Source organism: Comamonas sp. 23 (genome assembly GCF_049601575.1).
In the GTDB taxonomy this organism is placed as follows: domain Bacteria; phylum Pseudomonadota; class Gammaproteobacteria; order Burkholderiales; family Burkholderiaceae_C; genus Comamonas; species Comamonas squillarum.
In genome coordinates this window covers 4,292,962-4,308,549 of the sequence record NZ_CP187127.1, presented here as the reverse complement: position 1 = coordinate 4,308,549, position 15,588 = coordinate 4,292,962, and the positions used below count along the sequence as shown (strand labels likewise).

Sequence of the window (15,588 nt, the reverse complement as noted above, 5' to 3'; positions counted from 1 at the left end):
CAAAACTCCGGTTAAAAAACGAGGGATCCATCAATCCAGCAGTGCAAGGGCGCTGGGCGCATCGGCCTTGCCGCTGGCCAGGTCCTCGAACTCGATGACGTTGTCGATCTCGGTGCCCATCGCGATATTGGTCACGCGCTCCAAGATGCATTCGATGACGACCGGCGTGCGGTGCTCGGCCATCCAGGCCTCGGCCTGCTGCATCGCCGGGGCAAAGTCTTCGGGGCGGTGTACGCGGATGGCCTTGCAGCCCAGGCCTTCGACGACCTTGACATGGTCCACGCCATAGCCGCGTGCGGCCTCGTCGGGCTCCATGTTGATGTTGTCAAAGGCCAGCTGCACGCAGTAGTCGATGCTGAAGGCGCGCTGCGCCTGGCGGATCAGGCCCAGGTAGCTGTTGTTGACCAGCACATGGATATAGGGCAGCTTGAACTGCGCGCCAACGGCCAGCTCCTCGATCATGAACTGGAAGTCGTAGTCGCCCGACAGCGCGACGATCTTGCGCTGCGGATCGGCCACGCGCACGCCCAGCGCGGCCGGTGTCGTCCAGCCCAGGGGGCCGGCCTGGCCGCAGTTGATCCAGTTGCGCGGCTTGTAGACATGCAGAAACTGCGCCCCGGCAATCTGCGACAGGCCGATGGTGGAGACATAGGTGGTGTCGCGGTCCAAGCTCTGGTTCATGCACTGGTAGACACGCTGGGGCTTCATCGGCACGTTGTCGAAGTGGGTCTTGCGCAGGTAGGCGATGCTGTTCTTGCGGCCCTGGCAGTCTGCGACCCAGGCGCTGCGGTCGCGCAGCTTGCCCGCGGCCTTCCAGTCCTTGGCCACGGCGACGAACTGCTCCAGCGCAGCCTTGGCATCCGAGACGATGCCGAAATCGGGCGCAAACACGCGGCCAATCTGCGTGGGCTCGATATCGACATGGATGAATTGGCGGCCCCGGGTGTAGACATCGACCGAGCCGGTATGGCGGTTGGCCCAGCGGTTACCGATGCCCAGCACAAAATCCGAGGCCAGCATGCTGGCGTTGCCATAGCGGTGGCTGGTCTGCAGGCCACACATGCCGGCCATCAAGGGGTGGTCGTCGGGGATGCTGCCCCAGCCCATCAAGGTGGGGATCACCGGCAGATTGAGGGTCTCGGCCAGCTCCACCAGCAAGTCCGCCGCATCGGCGTTGATGACGCCCCCGCCGCTGACGATCAGCGGGCGCTCGGCCGCATTGAGCATCGCGATAGCCTTTTCGGCCTGCTTGCGCGTGGCGGCAGGTTTGTAGACGGGCAAGGGCTCGTAGGTGTCGATGTCGAACTCGATCTCGGCCAGCTGCACATCGATGGGCAGGTCAATCAGCACCGGGCCGGGGCGGCCCGAGCGCATCAAATGGAAGGCCTGCTGGAAGGCACCGGGCACCTGGGCGGGCTCCAGCACGGTGGTGGCCCATTTGGTCACAGTCTTGGCGATGGAGGCAATGTCCACGGCCTGGAAGTCCTCCTTGTGCAGCCGGGCGCGCGGCGCCTGGCCGGTGATGCACAGGATCGGGATCGAGTCGGCGCTGGCCGAGTACAGGCCCGTGATCATGTCGGTGCCGGCCGGCCCGCTGGTGCCGATGCAGACCCCGATATTGCCGGCCACGGCGCGGGTATAACCCTCGGCCATGTGGCTGGCGCCTTCGACATGGCGGGCCAGGATATGGCCGATGCCTCCATGCGCCTTCATCGCTGCGTACAGCGGGTTGATGGCAGCGCCAGGAACGCCGAATGCGACGCTCACACCTTCTTTTTCCAGCACGCGGACTGCGGCTTCGATCGCTTTCATTTTGGCCATGGGGTCTCCTTTACAGCTGGGATCGACTGTAGGGAAGGCGAGCGTTTGCCGGAAGGCGCAGGCGGACCATAAAATTTATTCCAGCCAGGAATGGACAGCACTGCGCTGCATGCCGCATCATCGGGCGCAGAGGCGCCACGAACCTGTTCAGAAAAGCGCCCAGCATGTGACATGCGGCAAGCCATGCCGCAGCAATCCCAGGAGACACAACCATGGACCGACTCGATGCCATGCACATGTTTGTGCGCGTGGTGGAAACGGGCAGCTTCACCAAGGTGGCGCAGGAGTTCTCATCGACCCAGCCCACGGTGACCAAGCAGGTCGCAGCGATGGAGGCGCGGCTCAAGGTGCGCCTGCTCAACCGCAATACGCGGGGGGTGAGCCTGACCGAGCCGGGCGCGCTGTACTACGAAAAATGCAAGCGCATCGTGAGCGACGTGGCCGATGCCGACAATGTGGTGCAGGTGCGGCAGACGCAGGTGCAGGGTCAGCTGCGCATTGGCAGCTCAGTCGCGTTTGGGCGGCGCGTGCTGATTCCGCTGGCGATGGAGTTCATGCAACACAACCCGCAGGTGCAGGTGGACCTGAGCTTTGAAGACCGCTACACCGACCTGGTGGCCCAGGGCATCGATGTGGCGCTGCGCCTGGGCAAGCTGGCCGATTCGTCGCTGGGTGCGCGCATGCTGGGCGTCAATCCCTGGGTGCTGGTGGCCTCGCCCGCCTACCTGCGCAAGCACGGCACGCCGCGCCGGCCATCGGATTTGAAAGAGCACTCGGCGCTGATCTACAGCAGCGTGCAGGGCAACGATGTCTGGCGGCTGCGCAATGCCAGTGGCGAGTCCGTCTCCGTGCCGGTCACCGGGCGGCTGCGTTCCAACAACCTCTCGGCCTTACTGGCCGCGGCGCGCTCGCACATGGGCGTGGCCGCACTGCCGCGCTATGTGGCGCATGAGTCGCTCAAGGCGGGCCGCGTGGTCGAGGTGCTCAAGACCTGCCGCCTGCCTGAGCAGGAGATCCACGCCGTCTACCCCTCGCCGCGCCTGGTGCCGCAAAAGGTGCAGTCCTTTATCGCGTTCTTGCAGGGCAGCTTTGATGCCGCCTGGTGGGAGAACCTGGCCCAAGGAGGCTAGGCGCGGAGGGTCTGGCAAGCCTGGCAGCCCGCATCACAGGATCAGAATGGCGCGGAAATCGTTGACGTTGGTGTGCGTAGGCCCGGTCACCACCAGGTCGCCCAGCGCCTCGAAAAAACCATAGGCATCGTTGCGGTCCAGGTGGTCGCTCAGGCGCAGCTGCAGTGCAGCGGCGCGCTGCAGCGTGTTGGGTGCCAGGCGCGCGCCGGCATTGTCTTCGACGCCATCGATGCCATCGGTATCGGCCGCCAGCGCCCAGACTTCCGCCTGGCCTTGCAGGGCCTGCGCCAGGCCCATGCAGAACTCGCCAGCGCGGCCGCCGCGCCCCTTCGCAGCACCGGGTTGGCGCGGGCGGATGGTGACGGTGGTCTCGCCTCCGGAGAGGATGACGCAAGGTTTGGCAAAGGGGCTGCCGTGGCGGGCCACGGCGCGTGCCAGCGCCGCATGCATCTTGCCGATCTCACGCGACTCGCCCTCGATCTCATCCGACAGCACATGGGCGGCGATACCGGCTGCACCTGCGGCTTCGGCCGCCGCATCCAGCGATTGCTGGGGCGTGGCGATCAGATGCACCTCATGGCCGGCAAAACGCGGGTCGCCGGGTTTGGGCGTCTCCAGCGAGCCATCTTCCAGTGCGGCGCGCAGGCGCTCGGGCAGCGCGATCTGGTAGCGGTTCAGAATCGCCAGCGCGTCGGCGCAGGTTGAGGCATCGGGCACCGTGGGGCCGCTGGCGATGACCGAGGGGTCGTCCCCGGGCACATCGCTGATGGTCAAGGTCACCAGCTTGGCGGGGTAGCAGGCAGCGGCCAGGCGCCCGCCCTTGATGCGCGAGAGGTGCTTGCGCACGCAGTTCATCTCGCCAATGGCGGCGCCGCTCTCCAGCAGGGCCTGGTTGATGCGCTGCTTGTCCTGCAGGTCCATGCCGTCGGCTGGCAGGGTCAGCAGGGCCGAGCCGCCGCCCGAGATCAGGCAAAGCACCAGGTCATCGGCCGTCAAGCCCTGGGTCAGCGCCAATATACGTTCGGCAGCGGCCAGGCCGGCGGCATCGGGCACGGGATGGGCGGCTTCAACCACCTCCAGGCGCTGGGCCAGCCCAGGCGGGCGCGGCGGAATATGCCCATAGCGGGTGACGACCAGGCCCGACAGCGGCGCGTCCTGGGGCCACAGGGCCTCGAGCGCCTGGGCCATCGAGCCGCCCGCCTTGCCGGCGCCCAGCACCACGGTGCGGCCTTTGGGCGGCGGGGGCAGGTACTGCGCCATGCTGTGCAGGGGCTGGGCGCGCTGTACCGCGCGCTGGTACAGGTCCAGAAGAAACTGCAGGGGATCGCGCCGGGGATCGGCCAGCGCTGGCTGGGGGGTGTGGCTCATGCGGTAGGTCTCCGCTGGCCATTATGAAAGCAGGCGGCAGGCGCAGGTGGAATAGGCGTTATTCCTGGCCAGGGGGTGTTCAGCAGTGCGATAACGCCGCGCACGGCGCCGCGTGTCAACCGGGTGGCGTGCGGTTGCCCCAGTCGGTGTAGAACACGCCCGCCGCATCCTTGCGGATATAGACATAGGCCGGGCCGGCATGGGTGTCGCCATGGGCATGGGCCTTGTCGGGAATGCGCCAGTAGTAGACGGTGCCATCCAACTCGGCAAACTGGCCGATGTACTGCAGATCTTCGGCACGCACCGGGTCGGCGCTGGCGAGCGACTGGCCCAGCTCCATGCGCACATAGCGGGGCACGGAGCGCTCCTGGGCCTCCGTCAGGCCCGTGCTGCCCAACCAGGGGGCGCTTTCCTGCACCTCGGCCTCGGTCTGCAATTGCTCCTGCTTGCTGCGGTATTCGCGGCGGAACTCGGGCGTTTGCATATGCGCGGCCAAGGCCGGGTCTTCGCTGCGAGCGCTGGGCTGGGGCTGCGCGGCTGCGGCAGGCGGGGCCACGGCCGGTGCGGCCTGCTGGGCCTGGGGCGTGGGAGCTGGGGGATCGTCGGGGGGCTGCTGCATGCAGCCGGCCAGCAAGCTGCAGGCCGTCAGCGCCGCTGGCAGGGTGGTTCTATAGGAGACAGACATGGCGCAAGCATAGCCTGGGTGGGACGGGATCAGCGTCCCTTTTGCTGAAAAAAGGGCGCCGATCAGGGAGTAAAGGCCGTGTTTAGGCTGCGTAGCCGGCCCGCAGGGCCTGCGCAGCAATATCGAGCGAGCGCAGACGCAGATCGCCATCATAGATATCGCAAACCAGCATCAGCTCGTCGGCGCCGGTGTGCTGGGCCAGCACCTTGAGGCGCTGCTGTACACGCTCGGGGCCGCCGATGGAGGCCACCGCCAAAAAGCCTTCGATCGCCTGGCGCTCGGCCATGTTCAGGCCCTCCATAAAGCCTTCGACCGGTGGAGGCAGCAGACCGCGCTTGCCCGTCACAATGCCCAGCACGCGCTGGTAGGTGCTGCTGGCGAGGAACTCGGCCTCGCTGTCGGTAGGCGCTGCGATCACCGGCGCGCCGACGATCACATAGGGCTTGTCCAGCGTGGCCGAGGGCTTGAACAGGTCGCGGTACAGCTGCACCGCCTGCTGCAGCATGCGCGGCGCAAAGTGCGAGGCAAAGGCATAGGGCAGGCCCAGGTGCGCGGCCAACTGGGCCGAGAACAGGCTCGAGCCCAGCAACCACAGCGGCACATTGGTGCCAGCGCCCGGTGTGGCCACCAGCTTTTGCCCGGGTTGGGCGGGGCCCAGCAGGCGCTGCAGCTCCAGCACATCGCGGGGAAAGTCTTCTTCGGTCTCGACCCGGTCACGGCGCAGCGCCCGCATCGTCATGCCATCGGTGCCGGGCGCGCGGCCCAGGCCCAGGTCGATACGGCCTGGGTAGAGCTCGGCCAAGGTGCCAAAGGCCTCGGCCACCACCAAGGGGGCATGGTTGGGCAGCATGATGCCGCCCGAACCCACACGGATGTGCCGGGTGGCGCCCGCCACATGGCCGATCAGCACGGCCGTGGACGAGCTGGCAATGCCCGGCATATTGTGGTGTTCGGCCATCCAGTAGCGCGTAAAGCCGAGCGACTCGACATGCTGCGCCGTGCGCACGGCCAGTTGCAAAGCCTGAGCAACGGTGCCGCCTTCGCGCACAGCCACCAGGTCCAACATCGAAAGCGCGGGGGGTGTTTTTGTCTCAGTCATGCGGACATTCTTGCCTAGGCAAATATCCTTTGCTGACTGTGGGTATGGGGGAAATGCGAAGGTCGGAGCCTTGTTCTTGCCCGACCGGCCCCTTGTACAAGGAGCCTGAATTCAACGCTGCCGAATCGCCCGCGCGCAGCTGATGCCCACCAGAATCCCCCAGAGCAGCACCAGCAGCGCGGTCGCCAGGTAGCGCTCGCCTTGCTGCATCGCAAACCAGGAGATCACCAGCGCCATCAGGCCGGCGATGCGCATCAGCCGGCGCAGCTGTGCGGTGGACATGCGCGGCTGAAAATGGCGCAGCGCTGCCAGGCTGGCGATGGCCAGCACGGTGAGCCAGAGAAACAACATGCCGCCGTAGGGCGCGACGAGGGTATTGAGCGATTCCAACATGGGGCGATTGTGTCAAATCGCCAATACCCGTTGGCGTGGGCGGCGACTACGGGGTATTCGGCGAATTTTGGTTAATCGCGGGTGACGCGCACGACCTCTTCTGCACTGGTGATGCCTTCGCGCACCAAGCGCTCGCCATCCTCGCGCATCAGGTGCATGCCGGCGGCCATCGCCTGGTTGCGGATTTCGGTTTCCGGCGCCTGGGCGTGGATCTGGGCGCGGATGGCCTCGTCCACCACCAGCAGCTCGAAGATGCCGGTGCGGCCCCGGTAGCCGCTGGGGTCGCTGTCGTCGATGCGGCGCACCAGGCGCTGGGCCAGCACGCCCAGCAGCGACGAGGACAGCAGAAAGGGCTCGACGCCCATGTCGGTCAGGCGCGTGATGGCGCTGGTCGCATCGTTGGTGTGCAGGGTGGCCAGCACCAGGTGACCGGTGAGCGAGGCCTGGATGGCGATCTGCGCGGTCTCGAAGTCGCGGATTTCGCCAATCATGATGATGTCCGGGTCCTGGCGCAGGATGGCCCGTAGCGCTTTGGCAAAGGTCAGGTCGATCTTGGGGTTGACCTGGGTCTGGCCGATGCCCGAGAGCTCGTACTCGATCGGGTCTTCCACCGTCATGATGTTGCCCTGGCTGGCGTCGAGGCCGCTCAGCGCCGCATACAAGGTGGTGGTCTTGCCCGAGCCGGTGGGGCCGGTCACCAGCACGATGCCGTGCGGCTGGGCCACCAGTTTTTCAAAGCGCCGCAGGGTTTCGCCCTGCATGCCGACCGAGCCCAGGCTGAGCTTGGATTCGCTCTTGTCGAGCAAACGCAGCACAGCGCGCTCGCCATGGGCGCTGGGCAGGGTGGAGACGCGCACATCAATGGCGCGGGTGCCCAGGCGCAGGCTGATGCGGCCGTCCTGGGGCAGGCGTTTTTCCGAGATGTCCAGATCGGCCATGATCTTGAGGCGCGAGATCAGCGCCGCATGCAAGGCGCGGTGGGGTTGCACCACTTCGCGCAGCGAGCCATCGATGCGAAAGCGCACGCTGGAATGGCGCTCATAGGGCTCGATGTGGATGTCCGAGGCGCCGTCGCGCGCCGCTTGCGTGAGCAGGGCGTTGAGCATGCGGATGATGGGCGCGTCGCCCGCCGATTCGAGCAAGTCCTCGACGGCAGGGATGTCCTGCATCATGCGCGAGAGGTCGGTGCCTTCTTCGACCTCGCTGATCACGGTGGCGGCATTCGATTCGCTGTGCGAGTAGGCAGCGCTGATGCGCTGGGCCAGCTCGGCATCGCCCAGCTGGGCCAGGTGCTGCACGGGGTACTTGCGCAGCACCTCGGACAGCGCCGAGCCCTGGGGCTGGGCGCCGTGCCACAGCAGGTGCTGGCCGGCATCTTCTTCGAGCAGCAGCTGGCTGCTGCGCGCAAAGGCATAGGGCAGGGGGTGGCGCATGGCTTCGGGTCTCTGTGGGCGCTATCAGGGCTCGAAGCGCATGCCTTGCGGCGTCACGGTCAGGGGGCGCGATTCGATCACCGGCGTCTCGGACGCACCCAGCGGCAGGCCGGAGGTCTGCTGGGCCAGCGGCGTGATGATCGACGACTCATTGATCGGCACGCGGGTGCTTTGCTCGGGCTGGGCGGCGATCTGGGCGCCGCGCATCAGCTCGTAGCGGTCCATGCTGACCTGCTGGGTGGCGGCGGCATCGCGCATCACCACGGGGCGCAGGAAGACCATCAGGTTGGTCTTCTTGCGCGAGCGGGTGTCGCTGCGGAATAGCGCGCCAATGCCGGGGATATCGCCCAGGTAAGGCACCTTCTGCACCGAGCCGGAGTACTGGTCCTGCAGCAGGCCGCCAATGACGATGACCGAGCCATCGTCCACCAGCACGGTCGATTCGATCGAGCGCTTGTTGGTGGTGGGGCCGTTGGCATTGGTGGTCGTGCCGGCGAGCACGTCAGACGTCTCCTGGTAGATCGTCAGCTTGACGGTGCCATTGGCATTGATCTGCGGGCGCACGCGCAGGGTCAGGCCCACATCCTTGCGCTCCACCGTGGTGAAGGGGTTGACGGTGCTGCTGCCGGTGCTGTTGGCGTAGGAGCCGGTGACAAAGGGCACATTCTGGCCGACCAGGATCTGCGCTTCCTGGTTGTCCAGGGTGAGCAGGTTGGGGGTGGCCAGCACATTGCCATCGGCATTGGACTGCAGCAGGTTGGCCAGCGCGCCCAGCACATACTCGCCGTTGTGCTTGAAGGCGATACCGGCGTTCATGCCGGCGCTGGGCAGGGTGCTGTAGGTGTTGTTGGCAATGCCGGCGGCCAGGTTGAACAGGTTGGCCCCGCCCACGGTGAAGTTGTTGCCGATGACGCCGACAACATTGTTGCCCTGGCCCAGCAGGCTTTGCCACTGCACGCCAAACTGCGCGGCCTTCTCGGCGCTGACTTCGACGATCAGGCTCTCGACCAGCACCTGGGCGCGGCGGCTGTCGAGCTGGTCGATGACCGAGCGGATCTGGCGGTACAGCGGCTCGGGCGCGGTGATGATCAGTGAATTGGTGGCCGTGTCGGCCTGGATGATGCCGCCGGTGGCGCTGCCGCTCTCCCCCGAGGTGCCCAGCGAGGTGCCGGTGCCCAGGCGTGCGCCCGAGCCCAGGCCGCCCGCACTGCTGCTGCTGGCGCTGTTGCCCAGCGTGCCGCTGGTGCTGCCGCCCAGCGACGTGGCGCCGCTGCGCGTGTTGCTGCTCAGGCCCCCGCTGCTGCCGCTGCTCGACAGGTTGGTGGCGGGGCTGGCGCTGTTGCCGTCCTGGCCGGCGAGGGCCGCGCGCAAGGTGGTGGCCAGCGCGGTGGCATCGGCATTGCGCAGATAGACCACATGGATGTTGCCCGAGGCATTGCCGCCACGGCTGGGGCTGTCGAGCTTGCCGATCAGCATCTTGGCCTGCGACAGGCGCGCCGGGTTGGCTGCGCGCAGCAAGATGCTGTTGGTGCGCGGGTCGGCCAGCACCGAGGTGCGGTAGGCATTGTCGGTCTGCGCGGCGCCGGGGGCTGCACCGGCGGTGGCGCTGCCGCTGGCAGACACGGTCTGGCCGCCTTCCAGCAGGCGCTGCAGCATGGGCACGATGTCGGTAGCGACCGCGTGTTCGAGCTGCACCACTTCGACATCGCTGGCGTTGGCCACATCCATCGACGCGATGATGCGCGAGAGGCGCTGCAGGTTGTCGGCGTAGTCGGTGATGACCAGGGAGTTGTTGCCCGGGTTCACATTGATGGTGTTGTTGGGGCTGATCAGCGGGCGCAGCACCGGCACCAGGTTGTTGGCGCTCTCGAAGTTGAGCTTGAAGATCTGGGTGACGATCTGGCCGCCACCGGGCACCTGGCCGCCCGCGCCGCCCTGGGTGATGCGCACCGTGCCGCCTTGCAGCTTGGCATCGGCCTCGGGCACCACCTTGTACAGGCCTGCGGCCTCGACCACGGTGTAGTTCTGCAGGCGCAGCGCTGCCAGGAACTGCTCGAACGCGGCCTGGGGCGAGACGGGCCGGTCGGTCACCAGGTTCATCGTGCCCTTGATGCGCGGATCGACCACCACGCTCTTGCCGGTGATGGTGGCCATGGTGCGCGCGATGGACTCGATGTCGGCGTTGGCGAAGTTCAGCGTCACCGGCTCGCCGGCGCGAATGCTGGCCGTGCCGGTGTTGATGGCTGTCTGCGCCAGCGCCGCGCCGTTGCCGCCCATTAGAAGGACGCTCGCTGCGATGGAGTGCAGCGCAAATCGATAAATGGGAGAGTGGTATTGCATCATATGTTCAGCCAACCGAGAGCAGCACGCGGCTTCCGCTGCGCTGCCCAATCATAGTCAATAGATTCGCAAGAGCCGCCTCGCGCCCTTCGGCAGCCCAGGCTTCTCCCTGAAAACGCAGGCGCTGGCCCACCCATTGGCCCTGGCCTTTGAGCTGGAGCGCGCCGTCCAAGGTGGACAGCTGCAAGCTGGTGCTGTCACCGCCTTGCAGTTGCAGGCGGTAGCTGCCCAGCGGCTGTATCGTGGACAGGCGTGAGGTCACCGCCATCACATCGAGATCGGCGCCGCCCTCGACCTGCAGGCGCCCGGCGTTGAGTGCCAGCGACAGCTCACGGGTCTTGAGCAGCAGCTGGCCCTGGGGCTGGATGGTGTTCCAGGGCGTGCCCAGGCCCACCAGCAGCGATGCCGGCCAGCGGCTTTCATGGGCGCCCAGCTGCACCTTGGCGCCACCCCAGTGGGGCTGGATGCGGATGGGCATCGGCGCGGCCATGCAGCAGCTGGCATTCCAGCGCATGTTGAGGCCGCGCAGGCTGGGGCGCAGTGCCCAGTCCACCCGGCCGGGCAGGGCCATCTGGTCGCGGCTGGCCTGGCCACCAGTAAATACCCATTGGGCTGAACCGTTCCAGACGGTGCCACGCGGCTCGCGCAGCTGCAGCTGACCCTGGCTGGCCCAGGCCAGGCCCTGCGCCAACCAGTGTGCGGGCGCAAACAGCACCAGGGCGGCCAGGCCGCCGGTGCAGGCGCCCACGGCGGCCCAGCGCCAGGGCGCACGGGCGCTGCCGTGGGGCAGGGTGGGGTTCGAGTGTTGCCGGGCCATGCGCTGTGTGCCGCTTATTGGGCCGGCAACTGCAAGACGATATTGCCCGACCAGGTGGGCGCGGCAGCCGGGCCTGCGCCCTTGGCCGGCTCATCGCGGGTCAGGCGCAGCTCGGTGGCAATCGCATGCGCATTGGCACGCACCTGGCCCAGCCAGCGCTGGGTGGATGCGGCCGAGGCGCGGCTCAAGGTGACGGTCACGCGCTCGCCGAGCACGGCCAGTTTGGCGCTGGTGCCCAGCTGCTGCGTGAGCGAGGCTTCGAGCTGCTGGCGCGCTTGCGTGGTGGTCACCGTGGTGGCCGATTGCAGCTGGCGCGCTTCGGCCTGCAAGGCTTGCATGCGGGCGAGTTGCTGGTCGAGCTGGGCATGCGCGGCGGGCGCGCTGCGCCAGGTCTGCAGTACCGGCGCAATCGCCAGCCACCACAAGAGCGCCATCAGCACCAGGGCAGCGGCCAGGCTGACGCCCCGGCGCTCACGCGCATCCAGCGCGCGCCAGCGTTGGCGCAGCAATTGGGCTGCGGGGGACGAAGCCGCTGCAGATGCCGACGGTCGGGAGGAATTTTTCTTCATGGCTGGGCCTGCGCGCGGATGACCCACTGGTCGTTTTGCATCTGGGCCTGCAGGCCCTGGGCTTGCAGTTTCTGGCTGAAGGCATCAAAGCCATCGGTGGGCAGGCCGCGCAGGCGCAGCTCGCCGCCACTGTATTCGACCGTGCTGGGCACCGTGCCTGCGGGCAGGCTGGCCAGCGCCTGGCCGGCGGCGGCCAGCAGCGGCTCGGCGTCCGATGGCGACAAGCCACCCGAGGCCTGGCGCAGGTTGGCGACTTCGCGCGCCATCTGCACGGGCGCATCGACGACCACCTGCACCTTGGGGAAGGCCTGCGTCAAGCTGCTGCGCACCAGTGCGGCCTTGGCCTGCAGCTGCTGGCGCTCTTGCCACGCCCAGATATTGGCGCCCACCAAGCTGAGCACGACCAGGGCCAGCAGGGCCCAGCGCGCCGGGCGCCAGGCGGGGGTATGGAGCACATCATTGAGGCCGCTGCCCAGGCGCCGCTGCAGGCGGTTGCGTCCACTGTTGGCAAATTCGAGCTGCGCCAGGTCCCAGTCGCTGCGCGCGGCATCGCGCATGGTTTGCGCCGGGCTGTAGAGCTGTACCGGGCGTTGAAGCCAGTGCTCGGCGGTGCTGACCACGGCCGGCTCGGCATGGACGATGCTGTCGGGCCCGAGCGGGGGCAGCAGCGCTGCGCTTTCGCGCGAGACTGGCAGCACCAGCACCGCGTCGGCGCTGTCCGTGCCATAGACCACGGCCTGCGCCAGCTCGGGGCTGCCGGTGACCAGGATCTGCGCGCCATCAGGTGCGGGCTCGCCCGGGGCATGGCTGGGCACCACGCGGGCCACGGCGCGGCCTGCGGCTTCGAGCGCCTGCAGGTGCTCGCGCAGCCACTGGCGCGGGCAGCAGGCGATCCAGATCGGCTCGCCCTGGCCGGCGGCACGGGTGTCGGGTTGCAAGGCAAAGTGCAGTTGGGCGGGGTCGTCGAGCAGGCGCTCTTCCAAGAGACCTTCGAGCACCGCTCGCAGCCGGGGCGAGCCCGGGCCGACGCCCTGGGGCAGGCTGACCCGTTGCCACGACAGCATGGCCGCGGGCACCACGGCCACCACTTCACCGGCGCGGCCGGGCTGGGGCAGCAGGCCGGCGGTGGTGCTGCCTTGCTGGCCGATGGTCACGCCATCGGGCGACAGGGCATAGCTGTAGCTCCAGGCCGAGCTGGGCCCTGTATCTGGCCCCGAGGCCAGCGGCAGTGAAATCAGTAATGTACTCATGAGCGTGTTGTGCGCTGCATTGTAGAGGGCCCGGCTTCACCAAACTGCAATACGTTTGTCATCATGTTCCTGTTAGCGCGCCGCCACCGGGTTGGCGCTGCCATCGCCCATCAGGCTGGTGGCCAGTGCGGCACCACGCTCACGCACCACGGTTGTTACATTCAGCCCCTGGCGGTAGACCAGGGATTTCTCCTGCACCACCAGGTCGTCAAAGCGCAGCCGCGCCCAGACCTCGAAATACACCGATTTGACATCGAGCACTGCGTTGGCATTGTTGAGCGCGGTGTTGCTGCTAAAGCGCTGCTGCAGCTCGGCGCTGCTCTCGAAAGCCTTGTTAAGGCGCAGCTGGGCGATCTGCTGGGCAGTTGCAAAATCCATGCCCTCGACAGCGGCCCAGATCACGGTGGCCGAGGCGGTGTTGACGTTGACCTTGCTCTCCTGGGGCAGCAGCACCACATAGGGCTCCAGCTGGGTCAGGGTGGACGGCGACAGGCCCCACCAGGCCAGCTCCTTGTAGGTGCGCGGCAGCAGCGGCGCATTGGCCGCCTTCCCCTCGGTGCGCAGCGCGGCCAGTGCCTGCTGGCTGAGGACGGTCAGTTCGGTGCCGGGCAGGCCCAGGCGCTCGAACAGGCGCTGGAACTGGCGCAGCGCGACGCTGTTGATCTGGTTGTTGGAGACCAGGTTGCGGATATTGAGCCGCGCCTGGGCATCGACAATCGCACCCGACAAAAACGCCTGGGCCGCATCGATGCTGCTGTCGTCGGCATTGCTCTGGTTGTTGGAGGCCTGCAAGAAGGTGGACAGGCGCGCTTCGGCCAGCGGCACCGACCAGGGCTCGGAGAGCGAATCGGGGCCGCCCACACGCGCATCCTGGCGCAGCACCTGGCGCGAGAAATCCAGCCCGCCCAGCAGCAGCCAGGCGGCCTGCACGCGGGTGCGCTCGGCGCCTTCGACCTCCAGATTGCGCCACTGCTGCCAGACGGCGCTGGCGGCAATCGTGGCCACCAGGGTGACGGTGAGCATGGCCGCCAGCAGCGCTGCGCCGCGCTGGCCACGGCGGGGAATGCGGAGCCGCTTCATGATTTGTTGCCCGACACGATGGGGTTGACCCAGTCGTTGGTGATGACCCCGGAGAGCGCACCGGGCGCGGGCAGCTCCAGACGCAGGCGGATGCCGTCGGGCAGCGCCACCGTCGTGGGGTTGTTGGCATCGGCCTGGGGATTGGCGCCCTGGCTGGACAGCGGATTGCTCCAGCTGTTGCCCCGGAAATACAGCAGCTGCCAGCCGCTGATGGGCATCAGCACCGTTTGCTGCGGGCCGCCATCGGCGTTGTTGGTCAGCGCGCTGTTGGTGACCGCATGCGCGGCCATGTCCCAGGCCTGCTGCCACTGCTGCAGATCACGCACGGGGGCCGACTGCCAGCGCACCCAGTAGTCGCGGTTGCCCAGGCGGCGCTGGGCCCAGCTGACCACGCGCAGGCCTTGTTCATTGATATCGCTGCTGCGGCGCGTCAGGCGCAGCACGCGGCCATCCCAGTCGATCGGGGTGGTGGCTGCGACGCGCTCAATGCCATTGAGGTCGGTGTTCCACTGCGACAGCGCCGCCTGCACCACCATCACCTCTTCGCTGTAATCACGGGCCTGCTGCTGGGCGCGCACCATGCCATCGATGCCGCGCCAGCTGGCAATGGTCATCACCGCCAGAATGGAAATCGCGATCAGCAGCTCGATCAAGGTAAAGCCCTGGCTGCGTGGCTGGCTACAACGGGGGAAGCGCTGCATCAGTACCTCCCCACGATGGTGCTCAGGCGCAGCAAGGGCGCGCCGCCGGAGAACACATGGGCATCGATGCGGCGGAAATCCGGGTTGGGCGTGGCAAACACGCCCACGCGCACATCGAACATGCGGCCGGCCTGCTCACAGGCCACGCTGGTGCTGCCCAGTCCCGGCAACTGCTGCGACAGGCGCGCGGCGATCAGCTGGTTTTCGGCGCAGATCTGCGCGAGCATCACATCGCTTTGCCGCCCTGCCGTCTGGGTCAGCGCGTTCATCGCCTTACCGCCGGCGAGCAAGGCGATGGCGACAATGGCGAGCGCGACCAGCACCTCTATCAGGGTGAAGCCGGAATGGGGAGAGGGCTTGCTGGGCACGCGGGGCTGGTCGGGAAAGGGTTCAGGGGGCCTGTAGTTCAAACGGGCGCACACCATCGGTCGCCACGGCAATGCTGCCCGCATTGCGGCTGGGGTAGGCCAGCAGCACCGTCTGCGGGCCGATCAGTGCCTCGGGCCCCAGGATGATATCGCCACTGCTGCGCACCGCCACCGGCGGGTGCAGCCAGGCGCCCTGGCGGGTGCCGCCTTGCAGGCCTTCGATGACAAAGCCCTGGCTGTCGGCCCGCCAGCGCACCGGCTGGCCACTGGCGCGGGACTGGGCACGCGCGGCTTCGAGCTGGGCGGCCAGGCGCTGGCCTTCGCGCTGGAGCTGGTCCTGGCTGTTGTCACCTATCGCAAACACCACGCCGGCGCTGGCCAGCGCCATCAAGGTGATGACGACCAGCAGCTCCATCAAGGTAAAGCCGCGCTGGCGGCGCGGCTGGAAGGGGTGGGCAAGGGCGCAGGGCATGGGGCCGGAGAGCGGGGCAGCGGGAAAAGGCAGAAAGCAGCGATCAGGCGGGCTTATTGCCG

The 15,588-nt window shown here is 67.4% G+C and carries 15 protein-coding genes; 1 reads left to right on the top strand and 14 read right to left on the bottom strand.

The window, feature by feature from the left end; all coding sequences use genetic code 11:
* Positions 1-30: 30 nt before the first annotated feature.
* The gene (gcl, locus tag ACPEE1_RS19455; RefSeq protein ID WP_423934496.1) at positions 31-1,821 is read right to left on the bottom strand and encodes a glyoxylate carboligase; all 1,791 of its coding nucleotides are present in this window, start codon (positions 1,819-1,821) and stop codon (positions 31-33) included.
* A gap of 212 nt (positions 1,822-2,033) precedes the next feature.
* Between gcl and ACPEE1_RS19450 the strand changes: the two genes are divergently transcribed.
* Complete coding sequence (locus ACPEE1_RS19450; protein ID WP_116924552.1) at positions 2,034-2,951, top strand: LysR family transcriptional regulator; 918 nt, start codon at positions 2,034-2,036, stop codon at positions 2,949-2,951.
* A 33-nt stretch (positions 2,952-2,984) separates the two neighbouring features.
* Here ACPEE1_RS19450 and ACPEE1_RS19445 read toward each other — a convergent pair whose 3' ends face one another.
* The 13 genes from ACPEE1_RS19445 to ACPEE1_RS19385 all read right to left on the bottom strand — a co-directional run bounded on the left by ACPEE1_RS19445 (position 2,985) and on the right by ACPEE1_RS19385 (position 15,526).
* Complete coding sequence (locus ACPEE1_RS19445; protein WP_423934493.1) at positions 2,985-4,319, bottom strand: glycerate kinase type-2 family protein; 1,335 nt, start codon at positions 4,317-4,319, stop codon at positions 2,985-2,987.
* Between the two features lie 115 nt (positions 4,320-4,434).
* Complete coding sequence (locus tag ACPEE1_RS19440) at positions 4,435-5,004, bottom strand: hypothetical protein (protein WP_182345018.1); 570 nt, start codon at positions 5,002-5,004, stop codon at positions 4,435-4,437.
* An 82-nt stretch (positions 5,005-5,086) separates the two neighbouring features.
* A complete protein-coding gene (locus tag ACPEE1_RS19435; RefSeq protein ID WP_198424348.1) occupies positions 5,087-6,103 on the bottom strand; it encodes an LLM class flavin-dependent oxidoreductase in 1,017 nt (338 codons plus the stop codon).
* A gap of 111 nt (positions 6,104-6,214) precedes the next feature.
* A complete protein-coding gene (locus ACPEE1_RS19430; protein WP_021025524.1) occupies positions 6,215-6,496 on the bottom strand; it encodes a hypothetical protein in 282 nt (93 codons plus the stop codon).
* Between the two features lie 71 nt (positions 6,497-6,567).
* Positions 6,568-7,929, bottom strand: coding sequence for a GspE/PulE family protein (locus tag ACPEE1_RS19425; protein ID WP_021025525.1), 1,362 nt, complete (start codon positions 7,927-7,929; stop codon positions 6,568-6,570).
* Between the two features lie 24 nt (positions 7,930-7,953).
* Positions 7,954-10,272 carry a type II secretion system secretin GspD gene (gene gspD / locus ACPEE1_RS19420; protein ID WP_182345019.1) on the bottom strand — a complete coding sequence of 773 codons (2,319 nt, stop codon included), beginning with the start codon at positions 10,270-10,272 and terminating at the stop codon, positions 7,954-7,956.
* Positions 10,273-10,276: 4 nt separating this feature from the next.
* On the bottom strand, positions 10,277-11,086 hold the full coding sequence (gene gspN / locus ACPEE1_RS19415; protein ID WP_182345020.1) for a type II secretion system protein N: 810 nt from the start codon (positions 11,084-11,086) through the stop codon (positions 10,277-10,279).
* Positions 11,087-11,100: 14 nt separating this feature from the next.
* Entirely contained in the window at positions 11,101-11,655 is a 555-nt protein-coding gene (gspM, locus tag ACPEE1_RS19410) for a type II secretion system protein GspM (RefSeq protein WP_182345021.1), read from the bottom strand.
* The gene (gspL, locus tag ACPEE1_RS19405; protein ID WP_182345022.1) at positions 11,652-12,905 is read right to left on the bottom strand and encodes a type II secretion system protein GspL; all 1,254 of its coding nucleotides are present in this window, start codon (positions 12,903-12,905) and stop codon (positions 11,652-11,654) included. The genes gspM and gspL overlap by 4 nt, the downstream gene beginning before the upstream one ends.
* A 72-nt stretch (positions 12,906-12,977) precedes the next feature.
* Positions 12,978-13,985: a type II secretion system minor pseudopilin GspK gene (gene gspK, locus ACPEE1_RS19400; protein ID WP_423934482.1), complete on the bottom strand. Its 1,008-nt coding sequence runs from the start codon at positions 13,983-13,985 to the stop codon at positions 12,978-12,980.
* A complete protein-coding gene (locus ACPEE1_RS19395; protein WP_116924560.1) occupies positions 13,982-14,686 on the bottom strand; it encodes a PulJ/GspJ family protein in 705 nt (234 codons plus the stop codon). The genes gspK and ACPEE1_RS19395 overlap by 4 nt, the downstream gene beginning before the upstream one ends.
* Positions 14,686-15,054 carry a type II secretion system minor pseudopilin GspI gene (gspI, locus tag ACPEE1_RS19390; RefSeq protein WP_232539648.1) on the bottom strand — a complete coding sequence of 123 codons (369 nt, stop codon included), beginning with the start codon at positions 15,052-15,054 and terminating at the stop codon, positions 14,686-14,688. Before gspI ends, ACPEE1_RS19395 begins: the two co-directional genes overlap by 1 nt.
* Before the next feature lie 22 nt (positions 15,055-15,076).
* Positions 15,077-15,526 carry a pilus assembly FimT family protein gene (locus tag ACPEE1_RS19385; RefSeq protein WP_116924562.1) on the bottom strand — a complete coding sequence of 150 codons (450 nt, stop codon included), beginning with the start codon at positions 15,524-15,526 and terminating at the stop codon, positions 15,077-15,079.
* Positions 15,527-15,588 lie beyond the last annotated feature (62 nt).